We start from the raw sequence: 15,809 nt of genomic DNA, 5'->3' as shown, positions 1-15,809 counted from the left end.
CTTACTCCAGTAAATCGGTGAAGGTCCCGTGAACCAACGTCGCCAGTTCAGTGGCGTCGACTTCGACGGACCGACCGATTTGTCCGGAAGAGACCAGGATCTGGCCCTGTTGCTGAGCCGTTTGGTCGAGGTAGATGGGGAACTGCTTCTTTTCCCAGATGCCAACGGGCGTGTTGGCCCCGTGTTCGTACCCGGTGGTCTTGACCAGGTTCTTCAAGGGGATCATGTCGACTTTTTTGTTGCCCGAGGCCTTGGCGAGTTTCTTTTCATCGAGGTGTTCATCGATGGGGAGGACACCGACTAAGGGACCGGTGACATTACCACTTAAGACCAAAGTCTTGTAAATGTGGTGTTCGTCCACGGCGGCGTGGTCAACCTCCATTTGGGCCGTATCGCCCGCCATGTGGGTGGCGAAGGCGTATTGCTTATAAGCAATCTTATTTTTGTCGAGGATTTGCTCGACCAGAGTTTTGTGTAAACGTTTGGCTTTCTTTTTCTTAGCCATCAGGCATCACCTTTCTTCACAGTTATTTATAATTGGACCGCACTTTAAAGTCAACTGGAACGGTCAATTTTAAGGAAAAAGCAGACACCCGTTCGAAAACCTGCTATACTTTACTCCAAAGAAGCGTCTAGTTCACCAGTAATGAGGAGATATCATGGCAGATTTAGTTTATCGACAAGTCATGCGCGATTTGAAGCAGCGAATCCATCAGCACGAATTTCAAAATAAGCGGCTGCCCGATGAGCGGAGTCTAAGCGAAACCTACGGGGTCAGTCGTAGCTCGGTCAAACGCGCGCTGATCATTTTAGCCAACCAAGGCATTATTTTTAAAAAACGGGGTTCCGGGACCTTTATTAATCCATTATATATGAAAAACCAGACGATTTTTCAATATGAAGGGTCAAATTTAGGGATTACGGATAGTATGAAGTCCGCGGGCAACACGCCCGGCATCCGATTATTGGGGTTTAACGTGGTTCCCGCCAGCGAAGAAATTCAACAGGATCTTTTCTTGTCACCCGGCGATTTTGTGTACGAAATCAAACGACTACGGTTATTCAACGACCAACCGTTCATGATCGAAACGGGGTACATTCCCATCAAGATTGCGCCGAATTTGTCGCAACAGACCGTGTCGAGTTCGATTTTCAACTATTTGGAAAGCCAAGGCAAGGTCGTCACCAAATCATTCATGTCGATTCAAGCGGCACCGTCCACGGCCGATGATCAGGAGTTGCTACAATTGAAGCCGGTCGAACCAGTGGGCATTATGGAAGGAATCTTCTTCCTGGATGACGGGACACCGTTCGAAGTCTCGAATATGCGGCTACACTACCAATATTTGAACTATAACACCTTTGTGTCCCTAGATGAAGAGTAGGGACCACCGACCAAGATTATGAGCAGGTCGGTAGGGAGACAAGCCGGGCAGATGCCAGGCTTTTTTAATTGGTTAACAACTGGTAAACATCAAGCTGATAACCTTTACAGACAATTATTAGCTTTAACAGCTGACAATAGCGTAGTCGTTAAATTAGCACTTAACTGTTTCGTAAAATTCTTAACGCCAGTAATTTAACATTCTTACTCATAAAAAATAACCGTCTATAATTTTTGAAAACTAAAGCTAAACTACAATTACATCTTAAAATAGCTGGTAAAGGGGGCGAGTGTCGCCCCAAAAACAGCACGTTAAAGGGTGCATCCCTCAAACAAAAGGGGATGCACCTTTAATAGCTTAGGCTTTCTTTCGTTTCTAATATGGTTTTGACGTGGGATCACTATCAATCACATCAATTTTCCTCAATGGAATATTGATTAGATCTCCGATTCCTAACAAGTCCTTTGATTCTTTCATTCTTGATTAATTATAATATTAATCTTTAATTAAAAATAAGTAAATGATAATCCTTAATACGTTGATTACTGCCCAATATAATAAACACATTATTGCTAGAACACCGATCATAAGATTTGAATTTATTAATTGATAAATCAAGATAAGGAGTACGAATAGGCTAAGTGACAGCCATTCTAAAAAAACAACTGTTTTATGGTCAGATAAGTAACTTACATGTTCGTCTCGTTCATCGCTAAATTTTGTATTGGGATTGGTAGGCATATCTTTAAAGCTTAGAATGGCTAATATTGCGAGAATAATTGTAGTTAAAGCATCCTTAATGACTGATTGAGAAGCCAAGTAATCCTTAATAGTTAGGGAAAGGAAAAAGATAGCCATAAGGCTCAGTACCGTAATAATAAATTTATTTTTCATGAAGTCCTCCAAGGTATTCTTCGAGTTTAAACATTGTTTCAACATCAGTATCAAATACTTTTGCTAATTTGTAAGCTAAAATTAGAGAGGGCTTGTATGTACCCTTTTCAATTGAGATTATGGTCCGCGAAGTTACATTGACCATATTTGCAACTTGAAGTTGGGTAAGACCATTCTTTTTTCTGTAGTGTGCTACTAAATTATTCACACGGATAAGCCCCCTATTTCTAATAACGTGAAGCTGGCTTCATGCTATTAGAAAATTAGGGGGCTTGTCAAATAGAATTTAAGTCCCCACTAGGAGGACTTGGAGGACAAGGGGGATGCACAATATTTTAGGCAACCAAAAAAGGACTAATTTTGTGATCGGTCTATTTCTTAACTCAAATTTTCATGCGGTAAGCGTCAACGCTGGGGACCTTGGGAAAATTTTGAAGGGAGGGCGAAAATGTGGGCCTACATTTCGTTAAATTGGACCGTATCAATTTATAAAAAGGTTGACTTTTTCGCCAAACGCTGTATTATAGGGATTGTAAAAAGCATCCCGGTATCCACTACGAGATAAATTTTACGCCATTTTCTATCAACTAGATGATGCAGTTACGATTTCAAAGAAGGAGTGTTAATTACATGGCAGCAAATGCAAACTTCGACTCCAAGTCTTACTTGGAAGGCGTTGACAAGTACTGGCGCGCAGCCAATTACCTCTCTGTCGGGCAATTGTTCTTACGTGACAATCCGCTGTTAAAGCGCGACTTAACTTCTGACGATGTCAAAATTAAGCCAATTGGGCACTGGGGAACGATCGTTTCTCAGAACTTTATCTATGCTCACTTAAACCGGGTCATTAACAAGTATGATCTGAACATGTTCTATATTGAAGGTTCAGGTCATGGTGGCCAAGTGATGGTTTCTAACTCATATCTTGATGGTAGCTATAGTGAAATTTATCCAAATATCTCCCAAGATGAAGAAGGTATGAAGCGCTTATTCAAGCAATTCTCCTTCCCAGGTGGCGTGGCTTCCCATGCTGCCCCTGAAACCCCAGGTTCCATCCATGAAGGTGGGGAACTTGGTTACAGCTTGTCCCACGGGACGGGTGCCATCTTGGACAACCCCGACGTCATTGCCGCGGTTGAAATTGGTGACGGGGAATCTGAAACTGGTCCTTTGGCCGCTTCATGGTTCTCTGACAAGTTCATTAACCCAATCAAGGATGGGGCTGTTTTGCCTATCATCAACATGAACGGGTTCAAGATTTCCAACCCAACGATTCTTTCACGCATGAGCGACAAAGAATTGACCGAATACTTCACCGGGATGGGCTGGGAACCACACTTCGTTGAAATCGACGCCGATGACACCGACTACATGCGGGTCACGGAAGACATGGCGAAGACGATGGACACCGCTATCGAAAAAATCAAAGCTATTCAAAAGAACGCTCGGGACAACAACGATGATTCCTTGCCAAACTGGCCAATGATCATCTTCCGTTCCCCAAAGGGCTGGACTGGTCCTAAGCATGACCTGGACGGCAACCCAATCGAAGGGTCCTTCCGGGCGCACCAAGTGCCGATTCCGGTTGCTGCTGGCGACATGGAACACGCCGACATGTTAGTCGACTGGTTGAAGTCTTACAAGCCTGAGGAACTCTTCAACGAAGACGGTTCCGTCAAGCAAGAAGTTCGCGACATGGCACCGAAGGGTGACCAACGGATGGCCATGAACCCAATCACCAATGGTGGGATCAAGCCAGAACCATTGAAGCTCCCAGACTACAAGAAGTACGCGGTCGACACCACGAAGCGTGGCAAGACCATCGCACAAGATATGTTAGTTTGGTCCAAGTACTTGGCCGACGTCATGAAGTTGAACCCGAATAACTTCCGGGGCTTTGGTCCTGACGAAACCAAGTCCAACCGGCTCTACGCCGCCCTGGATTACGGGAAGCGTCAATGGATGGAAAACATCCACGAACCGAACGATGAAAATATGGCCCATGAAGGCCGGATCATCGATTCTCAACTTTCCGAACACCAAGCTGAAGGCTGGTTAGAAGGTTACGTTCTGACTGGTCGTCACGGGTTCTTTGCCACTTACGAATCCTTCGGTCGGGTCGTCGACTCCATGTTGACCCAACACATGAAGTGGTTACGTAAGGCCGGCGAACAATCCTGGCGTCATGATTACCCATCCTTGAACTTCGTGGATACCTCCACTGTGTTCCAACAAGACCACAACGGATACACCCACCAAGATCCGGGGATGTTGACCCACTTGGCCGAAAAGAAGCCTGAATTGATTCGTGAATACCTGCCAGCCGACGCCAACACCTTGTTAGCCGTTGGGAACGTGGCCTTCCAGAGTCGCAGCAAGATCAACTTGATTGTGACCTCCAAGCACCCCCGTCCACAATGGTTCTCCATCGACGAAGCCACGAACCTGGTCAACAACGGGTTAGGCTACATCGACTGGGCTTCGACCGACCAAGGTCAAGAACCTGACGTTGTCTTTGCCGCTGCCGGCACGGAACCAACTTGGGAATCCTTAGCTGCGATTTCCTTGTTGCATGACGAATTCCCAGAAATGAAGATTCGCTTCATCAACGTCGTGGACATCTTGAAACTCCGGTCACCGAAGTTGGATTCACGGGCGATCTCTGACGAAGAATTCGACCGTCTGTTTACGACGGACAAGCCAGTCATCTTTGCATGGCACGGCTTCGAAGACATGATCAAAGGTCTGTTCTTCGACCGTCACAACCACAACTTACACGTTCATGGTTACCGTGAAAACGGTGATATCACCACGCCATTTGACATGCGGGTTCTGAACCACCTTGACCGGTTCCACTTGGCCAAGGAAGCTGTCAACGACATCCCAGAATACGCCGTTAAGGGCGCTTACTTCGCACAACGGATGGACGACATGGTGGCTAAGCACACGGCCTACATTCGTGAGGTCGGGACTGACTTGCCAGAAGTTAACGACTGGCAATGGAAGCCCCTCAAGTAAGTCGTTTACGACTGACTTGGGTGTTAACCCATAATTAAAATGAAGACGCGTCGTCTAGGACTCACAAGAGTTCCGGACAACGCGTCTTTTTTGTTTTTGTCAATCGGTATTGATGAAGACTAATATGAGAATCCGATTTACTTTCGAATTGGATTCTTTTGCGGGTCTTCTATTGGGTCATTTAAGAGGCTTCCTGCGTCTATATTTTTAGGGTGACGGGGGTCATTCCGTTGCTAGCCTTGACGACAAATTAAATTCGTAATAATCTGTGGACGTCGGCGAATTAATGCCAGTTCAAAGGTGAAAACTATAAGGCATGGTCAGACCAATAAAAAGCATTTGTATATTTTTAGTTAGTCTATTATTGTCTCTAGGATCAACAATTTTTTTGGCTGCAAGCCTTCTGGTTAAAGCGATCCTCTTCCTAATATTTATGATTGTTAATATTATCGCGATAAGTGACTTTTCAAAACTAAAGAATCTTAAAGCGGCAATGGCCGACGATATTAAAAAAAGCTACATATTCGTGACGAAGTGTTAAGTGGTATTATCGGAGTGGTATGGTTTCTTCAAATGCCAGGAAACCTTTCTATAATAGAGAGTGCACTATGGATAGTCACTAACACAATCTGTTTATTAAGTACGCTTTATGTTGTCTATAAAATAACTAACATAGTTTTAAATCACGGTTGATGGCGACGAAACAACTGTAAGCATTGACGATGATGTTGTTCAAACTGCTATGGCTGAGCTTCGAAAAAACGTAAGACTGATCAATCAAAGTTAGAACAACAGCTAGGTGCTGGAGTCTACTAGCATTGAGACAGTTTCTCAACTAACTGCTGAAAAGAAACAGGAGTTCAATCAACTTGTTGCCGATGGTAATTTTAGCAAGAGTGAACAATTAGAAATTCTAAAAAGTAAAATTTCCAATGATAACTCTGATCGCTTACTTGGAATCAAATTAACTGTTGTTAAAAAAATTGCGTTGTATGTAGCCAAATATACTGGACGTAGTATTGCTTCTAAACCACTAAAATCTTTCGTTAATTACTTAACAGACTTTGAAGGTAAATCTGAAACAGGAATTCGTAATGGACTAATTAAATATTTACATTTCAACAAGACGGCGGCATATTGGACTGCTAGGACGATTGTTTTCATCTATCTTTAAAAAGGAGGATTTGAATGAGTACTAGCACAATAGTAATTATTATATTATGTTTAGCATTACCTATAATTATTCCTTCTCAACAATGGTTAATAGCACACAACTTAATCTATCTACCCTTAATTTTGGGTGGTGCATTTCTATTGTTCATGGTAGCTCTCACACTAGTTAAATCAGGATCCATTTTTAATTGGTACGACTACTGTATTGTTATTTTATTCTGCTTATATGAAGGTTGGAAGCTAATAAAATAGCTTTGCAACTGTCATTTATACCTTAAGTCTCAGCGAGCAAAAATTTGTGGGCTCTTTATCAACCGGTGTTGATGAGGCGTTTTAGCAGAACTCAATTCACTTTTGAATTGGGTTCCTTTTCTTTATTCTGATTTTAAATGGTTCTTTATCGATCAGTATTGATGGGGAGCAATTCACTGTCGAATCGCGTTAGTTAGCTTGTCGGTGACGGCAAACGTATTTAATAGTCAGCTTAGCCTTTCGATTGAAGAAAGGTTTCCCGGCATCAGCTAAACGCCAAGTTAATCGGACAAAAGAAAGTGGTGTTTGATTGTCTTTTACCCGTGAGGTTCGTATACTCGGGGTGTTGGATTTAGAGTAGGGTTATCACCATATTGGAGGGATTTATATGTCGAAAAAAGTTGCCCTCGTGACCGGTGCCGGTCAGGGGATTGGCAAAGCGATTGCCACGCGCTTAGCCGCTGATGGATTTGCAGTTGCGTTAGCGGATTTGAAGCTAGACAGTGCTGAAAAAGCGGCCAACGAGATTAACCAAAACGGAGGTCAGGCCGTGGCCATCAAAGCGAACGTGGCCGACCGTGATGAGGTTTTTGCGGCGGTCAAGACGGCCGGCGAACAACTCGGGGACTTCAACGTGATCGTCAACAATGCTGGCTTAGGGCCAACCACGCCGATTGATACAATTACACCCGAAGATTTTCAGAAGGTCTACGCCGTCAACGTCGGCAGTGTCCTGTGGGGCACCCAGGCGGCGCACCAAGCTTTCAAGCAGTTCGGTCACGGGGGAAAATCATCAACGCCACGTCACAGGCCGGAGTCGTGGGGAACCCGAATTTGGCCCTGTACAGTGGGACGAAGTTTGCGGTTCGGGGCATCACCCAGACCACCGCGCGGGATTTAGCGGCGGAGGGCATCACAGCTAACGCCTATGCACCGGGTATCGTGAAGACCCCGATGATGTTCGACATTGCCCACCAGGTCGGCCAAAACGCTGGCAAGAGTGACGAATGGGGGATGGCGACCTTTTCCGATGGCATCGCGTTGAAGCGGTTGTCCGAACCAGAAGACGTAGCCAATACCGTGGCGTTCTTAGCGGGGAAGGATTCCGACTACATCACCGGTCAGACGATTATCGTAGATGGTGGGATGCAGTTCCAATAAAAATCAGGTTAAGTTAAGATTTTGGGACAAAACACTAAATTCTATGGGTGCGTCAAGTTCTTCGCAAGTTCGATCCTTTTAGCTTTAAGTCCCTTGGTTCGGTTTCTAATTTCATTAAAAATAGTCTCAAACATACTAAGATTAGCTCTGTAAAACCGTTTCGGTTTTACAGAGCTAATCTTAGTGCTTTTTTCGATTCCTCGTCAGGTGAAGTTGATAGATTTTGTCCATCAACACTAAGTATCATAGAGCCTATTCTTTTACATTGGGACTAGTAATATCTCAGCTTCAAATATCATATAATGTCAAGGGCGGTGATAAAATGCAGGTTTATGGCGGTTTAAAAATGTAGGTTTTGGGCGGTCAACCGACGCCTTTTAGTCGATAAGACTTTCCGGTAATCTTGACGACATGGACATGATGAACTAGGCGGTCAAGAATCGCCGCCGTTACGGTCGGATTTTGAAAGATTTCTACCCAGCCAGATAAATCACTATTACTAGTAATAATGGTCGAATGACGCTCATATCGTGCGTTGATAAGCTGGAAGAATAGGTTAGCTTCATCGTGATCAATGGGTAGGTAACCAATCTCATCAATGACCAAAAGGTCATAACGAGCATAACGGTTAATGCAGCGCTCTAAGGTGCCCTTCTCGTTAGCTGTTCGCAACCTAAGGAGAAGCTCATGACAGTTGATGAAGAGCGTTCTTTTTCCTTGGCGACAGGCTTCAATTCCAATACTAATGGCTAAATGGGTCTTACCGACCCCTGGACTACCAATAAAAATCAAGTTCTCGTTCTTTTCTAAAAACGCCAAATCTTGAAACCCAACTACTTCCTGCTGGTTAATGCTGGGTTGAAAGTTAAAATCAAATCCCTTTAGTGTCTTTTTCTGCGGAAAGTGTGCCCGCTTTACGATTCGTTCTATCGATTGTTCTTGATTCCATTCAAGCTCAGTGCTCGTCAGTGTAAGCATTGCCTCAGTAAACGATAGTTGTTGTTGATTAATTTGGTCAACATATTCTGGTAGATACGCAACCATTTTGGTGAGTCCTAGGGACTCTAAGTTAGTTAGTAGCTCCTGAAATTTACTAGTCATTATCATCACCTAAACCTGGTCATATTCGCTAAGATGCTCTGCGATGTATGCCTGTATATCCTGCTCACTTTGTCCCTTTAAGAGGTCGGACCCCAATATGCGGACACGGTCTTGCTTATCGTAATTAAATTGATTGGTCGTTATATTGTGCGAACGGATCATTTCTCCGTTATAATAAATTTGGATACGCTGCTCATTATCGGTCAGCTCGATATCGACTGTGCGACCAATGTAGCGTGGATCAACGGAGTACTTACATTTACGAAAGTTAACCATCGATTCTTTAGAGACGATACGGGTAATATCTTCCTCAAAGAATGGATTTAACAGGTTGGCTGGCTGTTCATGTAGGTACTCTTTTTCTTCGTTCTGCCACTTATCCATTGGAACCTGGTTGGTGGCTTGCGAAACCTCATAATTTAAATCTTCACAGAGATCATTGACCAGACCAATGAGTTCTACACCGTCTTCAAACTCATAATTGTACGGGCGAAGTCGCTCCATTGTTCTTGCTAATGCTTCGACGACACCCTTAGTCTGTGGACGAAATACTCGACAAGCAATTGGATTATAGCCAGCATCGTGGCTAAATTGGCGAAAACGCTCGTTAAATATCGCTTTGCCAAAGCTTGATTTGGTATGATCAACAACTTGCTTCATGTTGTCAAACCAAATTTCGGAAGGAACACCACCAGTTGCCTCAAACGCGTCATTTAAGCATTGAAACAACGTATCTTGACTGCGTTCAAAGACCAAAGTGACATATTTCAATTTAGAAAAGGGTAAGACGTAAAGAAAAATGTTGAAACGGTGCGGCTGCCCATTCCTGTCGTATAAAGTCATTTCTTCTTTCCAATCGACTTGGGCCGATAGGCCCGGCGTATGTTCAACACGAATAGTTGCTTTATGAGTTCGTTCCTTACGAATACTGGCACAGTATTCTCGAACGATAGTGTACTTTCCCTGAAAGCCCCGTTTCTGAATGAATTTGTAAATGGCCTTGGCAGAACAATGTAGCTCTAGTTTTTCCTCGATAATGCTTCTATAGCCATCCAGTAAGCTAGGCCGTTTATGTTTGATCAAGGGCAGGGTCATACTCCCTTGGGCCTCCTCATATGCTCTCTTAGCTGTACGATAATCTACCCCAAACTGTCTTCCAAGAGCCGTAAAATTAGGCTTGATATCATTATTCACGTACTGTTTCACTCCTTCGCGGACATCATGTCTCACATTGAAAACCTCCTAAAGTCAATGTGATTCATAATATCAAAAAATGTAGGAAAACCGACATTTTTACGCCGTCATTTTCCTACATTTTATAACCGCCATGCACACATATAACCAGAATTACGATTCTGATCTTGAAAAAACATTGGTAAGTTAAAATGGCATTTCAAAATAATAAATCAGGGTGACAAGAAAATAGTAAAATCCCCCTAAATTTAGTTTTACTCCAATTCAAAGGGGTCACTTCACTTCCAATTCATACATAGCGACAATACAGGGCACTAAATACGATGCTTTGTGAAACTAGTTGCCAATATTTTATAAAGAATACCACATACAATGGCCATTAAGCCATAAATTACGAGTAGATATTGACCATTCATTGTCTGAAAAAGTAGTGTGCCTAAAGGTGCCCCGATTGCGTTCCCAATCAAAAATCCCGATTGAGCTAAGCTTAAATAAAGAGTAATTTCTTCCTTGGGTAACATATCATATTCGACTAGTTCTTTAAGAATGAAGAAACCAGTACCCTCAATTGACATCACAAAGAAAGCTACTAGTATCCACAGATGTGGATTTGAATTTTCTAATCCGCAAAGAATAATTATGATACCAGCGATTAGTTCAGTTAATAAGAAGTACGAGTCCGGCTTTTTATTAAAGAGTGGGATTTGAAATATAAAGACAGACAACATAGATACTAATCCTAGAATTGTTACAACTACACTTGTAGAACCGACACTATAGCCCACTGATCTTAGAACTGCCGGTGCAATCGGATCAACAATAGATGTTGTGATTCCCATTAAAATGACCGTTAGAAGAAAACCAATCCCGATGCGCTTATTCTTTGGTAATGCAATGATGCTTTCTTTTTGCTCTAATTGGATGCTCTTATTTTCGGGTATTGATGTAGTAGGTAAAAAAAGGATTGCCAGTGCTGAAACGATTAGAATCGTGACATAAACTTCATTGCGGGCTGAGAATATAAAAAGAATCAAACCAGCAATCAACGTTGCAATTAAGGAAGTAATTTGCATTAAAGTATACCGTGATGAAATTAGGACTTGCTTGTCTGATGGATTTTCATCAGCTTCTGCATATATCCACTTACGTATCACTAATAGCAATATAGATGCACCAATTCCAGCTACTCCCCCTGAAATAATCGCAATAAAACTATTCTGATAGAATACTCGAAGAGCCATACCAGTTGCATACAGAATTCCTAAAATTCTCGCAACCCTTCTTAGCTCAATTCCTATCATTTTATTTGAGAGAAGGAATGACAATGACCCTGTAATAGCCATCACTGAATAAGACAAAGAAAAATTTATTAATTTTCCATTTTGCTGAAAATATAATGTCTGCGAATATTTTGATATTCCCATAGCAAGATAGAACATTGTTATATACAAAAATAATGATTAATATTTTTGTATTACGCCAAAGTACGCTCTCATTTTATTCATCTACTCACATTTTCTACCTATACTTGATTACGGCAATAATATTACTTATACGTGAGTCTACCAGATTTTATTTTATTTTTTTAATTATAAATTCATTTAGCAAATGTACTTGGCGAGTTTTAGACTCAAGTTAGCCACTTTAACAAAATAAAATACACCAAGACAGAAAAGTCCAGTATCATTGGAGTTCCTACAACAAACAATGAAAGAGGTCTTTTATCTTGGTGCAAGAACAGCTTACCATATCACGGTCCAAGGACCATCACTTAACTGCATTCGAACGTGGGGAAAATCTTCGCACTACACAATGTAGGGCCTTCCAACCAGGCGATTTCTTGGCAACTAGGCGTTTGTCACCAGACCATCAATAATGAGTTGAAACGTGGCCAAGTCCGCCAGATGAAGAAGTTCAACGGTAAGCATCAATTTTCAATTCAGTATGTGTCTGAGTTCGCACGATGCTAATAGGCCTTTCTAGCATGCTTTGCCCAGCACTTCAGAAATGACTAGTGGTCCAGCTAGTTGGCCCCGTCTTAGCCGGCGAGTTTACACCGGACGAGATGGTTCCAACGATGACTTTGTATATCTCCATTGACAATCAACGGTTAGATAGCTGTAATATCGTCCATAGTATTGATGAGTGTCCGGCTGTGATAAACACCAGAGGGGAAATACTATGGGGATAAGCGTAATGGATGTGAATGTGTTGTTTTGACGTTTGTCGAGTGTCCGGCTCAGATGTCTATCCTTCGTTTCATTGACAGTTGAGAAGAGGACGCCGTAGCAGAAAATCAAACAGCAGTCTGGTCACATCATCAAATCAATCACGACTGACGATGGCCTCAAGTTCACTACATTGGCCGTGGTCGATATGGCATCTCGGCCATACACGTCTAGCGAACGGGGAACTACGAGGCCCATAATCGGATGGGTTTGATGCGACTTACCTAAAGGGGTATCCTTGGATATCATTAGTTCTGCCCAGGTTGCCAAGACGTAGAACCGCTTGAACAATCTTTGGCTGCAAACACTAGATGAACGCTTTTATGCCGCAACTGCTGGCCATTAATTCCATTCAGTGATATCCATTTTTGACTAGTGGCTAACTCGGTTCTAAAATTCGCCACAGATATCATAGAATCATTTTTTCGTGAAGTTTTTTCAAAGACGGCGGTCATGACCTAGGGGCAGGGGCGTTGGTTGATCAAGCTGGTCCTGAACTCTATCGAATTATGGAAGCGGATTATAAAGTTGATTTGTTCACAATGGAACCGTTTCCGACTGTCAATAAATTTTAGTAAGCGTATTGGTCATGCCAGATACTCACAATAAAAAGTAACTTATAAAACCAGCTACCATAACATTTCATAAAGATTAAGACTGAAAAGAAATGTTCAAAATGGGGTTGCATTTTAGAGCGATGACCCGTATACTTTCGATATTCATTAAGTTATCGAATTCACAAAAAACTATGGAGGGCTCAGCATGTCGAAAAAAGTTGCACTAGTTACCGGAGCAGGTCAAGGAATCGGGGAAGCCATCGCCAAGCGGTTGGCGAATGATGGGTTTGCCGTGTCCTTAGTTGGTCGCCATTTGGACAAGGTCCAAGCGGTCGCCGACGACATCAACCAAAACGGGGGTCAAGCGATTGCTGTTAAGGCTGACGTGGCCAACCGGGACGAGGTGTTTGCCGCGGTGCAAACGACTAGCGACCAATTGGGGGACTTCAACGTCATCGTCAACAACGCCGGCTTAGGGCCGACCACGCCCATCGACACCATCACACCGGAAGACTTCCAATGGGTCTACTCCGTCAACGTCGGCGGGGTCCTCTGGGGCACCCAAGCTGCCCACCAGGCCTTCAAGCAATTCGGCCATGGGGGAAAGATCATCAACGCGACCTCCCAAGCTGGGGTCGTGGGGAACCCGAACTTGTCCCTGTACAGTGGGACTAAGTTTGCCATTCGGGGGATTACCCAGACCACGGCGCAAGACCTGGCCGAAGAGGGCATCACGGTCAACGCCTTTGCTCCCGGCATCGTCAAGACCCCAATGATGTACGACATCGCCCACGAAGTTGGCAAGAATGCCGGCAAGAGCGATGAATGGGGCATGTCCACCTTCTCCGACGGTATTGCCATGAAACGGTTATCCGAACCTGAAGACGTGGCCAATTCCGTGGCCTTCTTAGCGGGCGAAGATTCTAACTACGTCACCGGTCAAACGCTGATCGTCGATGGCGGGATGCAGTTCCAATAAACCTAACGTTAATTTTTTAAGGTCCTCCACATTGCCAGCTTTGGCAGGTGGGGGACTTTTTGGTGTGCTACGGCTGGGGAATCCTATGCTAAACTGAAAGAAACGGTAAAGGAAGCGGTTTAGAAATGCAAGCACTCGTAGTCCCCCAAGCTGGTGACCAGCAATTAACGCAATTGAAATGGATCGAACGGCCCGTTCCCACGCCCCAAGCTGGCGAAATCCTGATTCAGACCCGTGCGGTCGGCTTGAACCCGGTCGATTACAAGGTGATCGAATCTGGCGTTGACGCGTGGCAGTATCCGCACACGGTGGGCCTGGACGTGGCCGGCGTCGTGCGCGCCGTGGGGCCTAACGTCCAGGGATTTGCGGTCGGCCAACGGGTCTGCGGTCACGGTAACTTAGCCGTTGATGGCAGTTTTGCGGAGGCCGTGGTGGCCACGGCCAGTGCGGTCACGGTAATTCCCGATACCGTAAGTTTCACGCAAGCCGCGGGGAGTTTGTGCGCCGGGTTGACGGCCTACCAGGCAATCTTTCGCAAGGCCAACTTGAATAACGTCCACACCGTGTTGATTCACGCGGGCGCGGGCGGCGTCGGCAGTATGGCCATCCAACTGGCTAAGGTGGCCGGTAAACGGGTATTCACCACGGTTTCCGCCGCCAAACAGGACTTTGTGCGGCAATTATACCCGGACACCCTCATCGACTACCGTACGGAAAACGTCACCCAACGTATTCACGACTTGACGCAGGGTCAGGGCGTGGATTTGGTCGTGAATACGATTGGCCATCCGGACGCCGACTTGCCCCGGTTAGCCTACAACGGCCAACTGGTCTGCGTGCTGGACACACCGACTCAGGTGCCGGCTAGCCAAGCCCTGACCGTCAGCAATCTGGACCTGGGCGGGGCACACCGTAGCGGGAACGCCGCGCAAGTGGCTGACCTGGGGCAAATGGCGCACGACTTGTTGGCCCTGGAAGCTGGCGGACAGGTGTCACCGCTGATTACCCAGGTTTTGGACCGCCGTGACATCGTGGCCGGGCTCCAGGATTTAGCAGCCGACCAAGTCGTGGGGAAAGTGGTCGCTCGTTTTGACGCTTAATTAACTATCCAAATAGCGCGAGTTTTAGCCGTTGGTCGGCAATCACCGACCAACGGCTAAATTTTTTTGAATTTAATTTACCATAATGACAAATTATGACGGGCGAAGTTTGTATACTAATCGGGTTGTATTAATTAACGTTAACCGGATTGATTAATCCTTCGGTAACGTGGCAAGTGATTATTGATAGGAGGAAAATGTCATGAAATTAGGCAACATTGCGGGGGCTGTGCTAGCTATGACCACGTTAGGTGTGTCGTTGGCCGTCGCGACGCCGGATACTTCGGCTCAGGCCAAGGCAAAGGTCAACAGTATCAAGACGTTCCCGAAGGCAATGCGGGGGAATTGGTACCGGTACGGGGAACATAATGGGTTCTACTATAAGCGAATCAAGATTTCAGCGAAGAAGTTCGTTGCTCATAACGCCCTGGACCCAACCGGGACGTCCGATAAGCTCCAGACGTTCACACAATCCTTGCACGTTTTGAAGGCCAAGAAGTCACCGAAATATTCTAAGAAAGCGCAAAGTTGGTGCTACGCGTACACCAAGAAGAAAGTCACGACGATCCATCAGTGGGTCAACGTGGACCAATTTCAAGATCCAATCCGCTACAAGGTGACTCATAAGACCTATAACGGCAAGAAAGTGAAGGTCTTGACCGTGGTCAGCACGAGTTATAACAACCACACGGACCACTATTATCAAACAAAAGCGCAAGCCAAACACTTTAACCCAGCCGGTGCCTTACATAACTAAAGGTCACGAC

At 44.6% G+C, this 15,809-nt stretch carries 13 protein-coding genes and 1 pseudogene; 8 read left to right on the top strand and 6 right to left on the bottom strand.

Annotation, left to right across the window (positions count from 1 at the left end):
• Position 1: 1 nt before the first annotated feature.
• A complete protein-coding gene (gene ybaK, locus H3M12_RS02030) occupies positions 2-505 on the bottom strand; it encodes a Cys-tRNA(Pro) deacylase (protein ID WP_129033304.1) in 504 nt (167 codons plus the stop codon).
• Positions 506-659: 154 nt separating this feature from the next.
• Between ybaK and H3M12_RS02025 the strand changes: the two genes are divergently transcribed.
• A complete protein-coding gene (locus tag H3M12_RS02025) occupies positions 660-1,385 on the top strand; it encodes a GntR family transcriptional regulator (RefSeq protein WP_182150846.1) in 726 nt (241 codons plus the stop codon).
• A 495-nt stretch (positions 1,386-1,880) separates the two neighbouring features.
• On the opposite strand, the gene H3M12_RS02020 is transcribed toward H3M12_RS02025, so the two are convergent.
• The gene (locus H3M12_RS02020; protein WP_129033302.1) at positions 1,881-2,279 is read right to left on the bottom strand and encodes a hypothetical protein; all 399 of its coding nucleotides are present in this window, start codon (positions 2,277-2,279) and stop codon (positions 1,881-1,883) included.
• Positions 2,269-2,487: a helix-turn-helix transcriptional regulator gene (locus H3M12_RS02015; protein WP_129033301.1), complete on the bottom strand. Its 219-nt coding sequence runs from the start codon at positions 2,485-2,487 to the stop codon at positions 2,269-2,271. The genes H3M12_RS02020 and H3M12_RS02015 overlap by 11 nt, the downstream gene beginning before the upstream one ends.
• Before the next feature lie 422 nt (positions 2,488-2,909).
• Between H3M12_RS02015 and H3M12_RS02010 the strand changes: the two genes are divergently transcribed.
• The 3 genes and pseudogenes from H3M12_RS02010 to H3M12_RS02000 all read left to right on the top strand — a co-directional run bounded on the left by H3M12_RS02010 (position 2,910) and on the right by H3M12_RS02000 (position 7,883).
• A complete protein-coding gene (locus tag H3M12_RS02010; RefSeq protein ID WP_182150845.1) occupies positions 2,910-5,297 on the top strand; it encodes a phosphoketolase family protein in 2,388 nt (795 codons plus the stop codon).
• Positions 5,298-6,096: 799 nt separating this feature from the next.
• Entirely contained in the window at positions 6,097-6,471 is a 375-nt protein-coding gene (locus tag H3M12_RS02005) for a hypothetical protein (RefSeq protein WP_129033299.1), read from the top strand.
• A gap of 639 nt (positions 6,472-7,110) precedes the next feature.
• A pseudogene (locus tag H3M12_RS02000) lies at positions 7,111-7,883 on the top strand ((S)-acetoin forming diacetyl reductase).
• 363 nt (positions 7,884-8,246) lie between these two features.
• Here H3M12_RS02000 and istB read toward each other — a convergent pair.
• The 3 genes from istB to H3M12_RS01985 all read right to left on the bottom strand — a co-directional run bounded on the left by istB (position 8,247) and on the right by H3M12_RS01985 (position 11,617).
• Complete coding sequence (istB, locus tag H3M12_RS01995) at positions 8,247-8,984, bottom strand: IS21-like element helper ATPase IstB (protein ID WP_031263932.1); 738 nt, start codon at positions 8,982-8,984, stop codon at positions 8,247-8,249.
• 9 nt (positions 8,985-8,993) lie between these two features.
• The gene (gene istA / locus H3M12_RS01990; protein WP_042749622.1) at positions 8,994-10,214 is read right to left on the bottom strand and encodes an IS21 family transposase; all 1,221 of its coding nucleotides are present in this window, start codon (positions 10,212-10,214) and stop codon (positions 8,994-8,996) included.
• 278 nt (positions 10,215-10,492) lie between these two features.
• Positions 10,493-11,617, bottom strand: coding sequence for an MFS transporter (locus H3M12_RS01985; RefSeq protein WP_129033298.1), 1,125 nt, complete (start codon positions 11,615-11,617; stop codon positions 10,493-10,495).
• A gap of 348 nt (positions 11,618-11,965) precedes the next feature.
• Between H3M12_RS01985 and H3M12_RS01980 the strand changes: the two genes are divergently transcribed.
• The 4 genes from H3M12_RS01980 (at position 11,966) to H3M12_RS01965 (ending at position 15,799) form a co-directional block, all read left to right on the top strand.
• Entirely contained in the window at positions 11,966-12,148 is a 183-nt protein-coding gene (locus tag H3M12_RS01980; protein WP_182150844.1) for a helix-turn-helix domain-containing protein, read from the top strand.
• Positions 12,149-13,168: 1,020 nt separating this feature from the next.
• The gene (locus H3M12_RS01975) at positions 13,169-13,942 is read left to right on the top strand and encodes a (S)-acetoin forming diacetyl reductase (RefSeq protein ID WP_182150843.1); all 774 of its coding nucleotides are present in this window, start codon (positions 13,169-13,171) and stop codon (positions 13,940-13,942) included.
• Positions 13,943-14,067: 125 nt separating this feature from the next.
• Entirely contained in the window at positions 14,068-15,042 is a 975-nt protein-coding gene (locus H3M12_RS01970) for a zinc-binding dehydrogenase (protein ID WP_129033391.1), read from the top strand.
• Positions 15,043-15,244: 202 nt separating this feature from the next.
• Positions 15,245-15,799 (top strand): hypothetical protein, encoded by a 555-nt coding sequence (locus H3M12_RS01965; protein WP_129033390.1) that lies wholly within the window; start codon positions 15,245-15,247, stop codon positions 15,797-15,799.
• The last annotated feature ends 10 nt before the right edge of the window (positions 15,800-15,809 follow it).

The sequence above is a fragment of the Levilactobacillus suantsaii genome (assembly GCF_014069315.1).
Classification (GTDB): domain Bacteria; phylum Bacillota; class Bacilli; order Lactobacillales; family Lactobacillaceae; genus Levilactobacillus; species Levilactobacillus suantsaii.
This window is presented reverse-complemented; position numbering and strand designations above follow the sequence as displayed.

Bases quoted from the DNA above. Each gene is read 5' to 3' on its own strand.
- istB (WP_031263932.1), bottom strand. From the start codon at position 8,984: ATGACTAGTAAATTTCAGGAGCTACTAACTAACTTAGAGTCCCTAGGA.
- H3M12_RS01965 (WP_129033390.1), top strand. From the start codon at position 15,245: ATGAAATTAGGCAACATTGCGGGGGCTGTGCTAGCTATGACCACGTTA.
- H3M12_RS02010 (WP_182150845.1), top strand. From the start codon at position 2,910: ATGGCAGCAAATGCAAACTTCGACTCCAAGTCTTACTTGGAAGGCGTT.
- H3M12_RS01975 (WP_182150843.1), top strand. From the start codon at position 13,169: ATGTCGAAAAAAGTTGCACTAGTTACCGGAGCAGGTCAAGGAATCGGG.
- H3M12_RS02025 (WP_182150846.1), top strand. From the start codon at position 660: ATGGCAGATTTAGTTTATCGACAAGTCATGCGCGATTTGAAGCAGCGA.
- ybaK (WP_129033304.1), bottom strand. From the start codon at position 505: ATGGCTAAGAAAAAGAAAGCCAAACGTTTACACAAAACTCTGGTCGAG.
- H3M12_RS02020 (WP_129033302.1), bottom strand. From the start codon at position 2,279: ATGAAAAATAAATTTATTATTACGGTACTGAGCCTTATGGCTATCTTT.
- H3M12_RS01985 (WP_129033298.1), bottom strand. From the start codon at position 11,617: ATGTTCTATCTTGCTATGGGAATATCAAAATATTCGCAGACATTATAT.
- H3M12_RS01970 (WP_129033391.1), top strand. From the start codon at position 14,068: ATGCAAGCACTCGTAGTCCCCCAAGCTGGTGACCAGCAATTAACGCAA.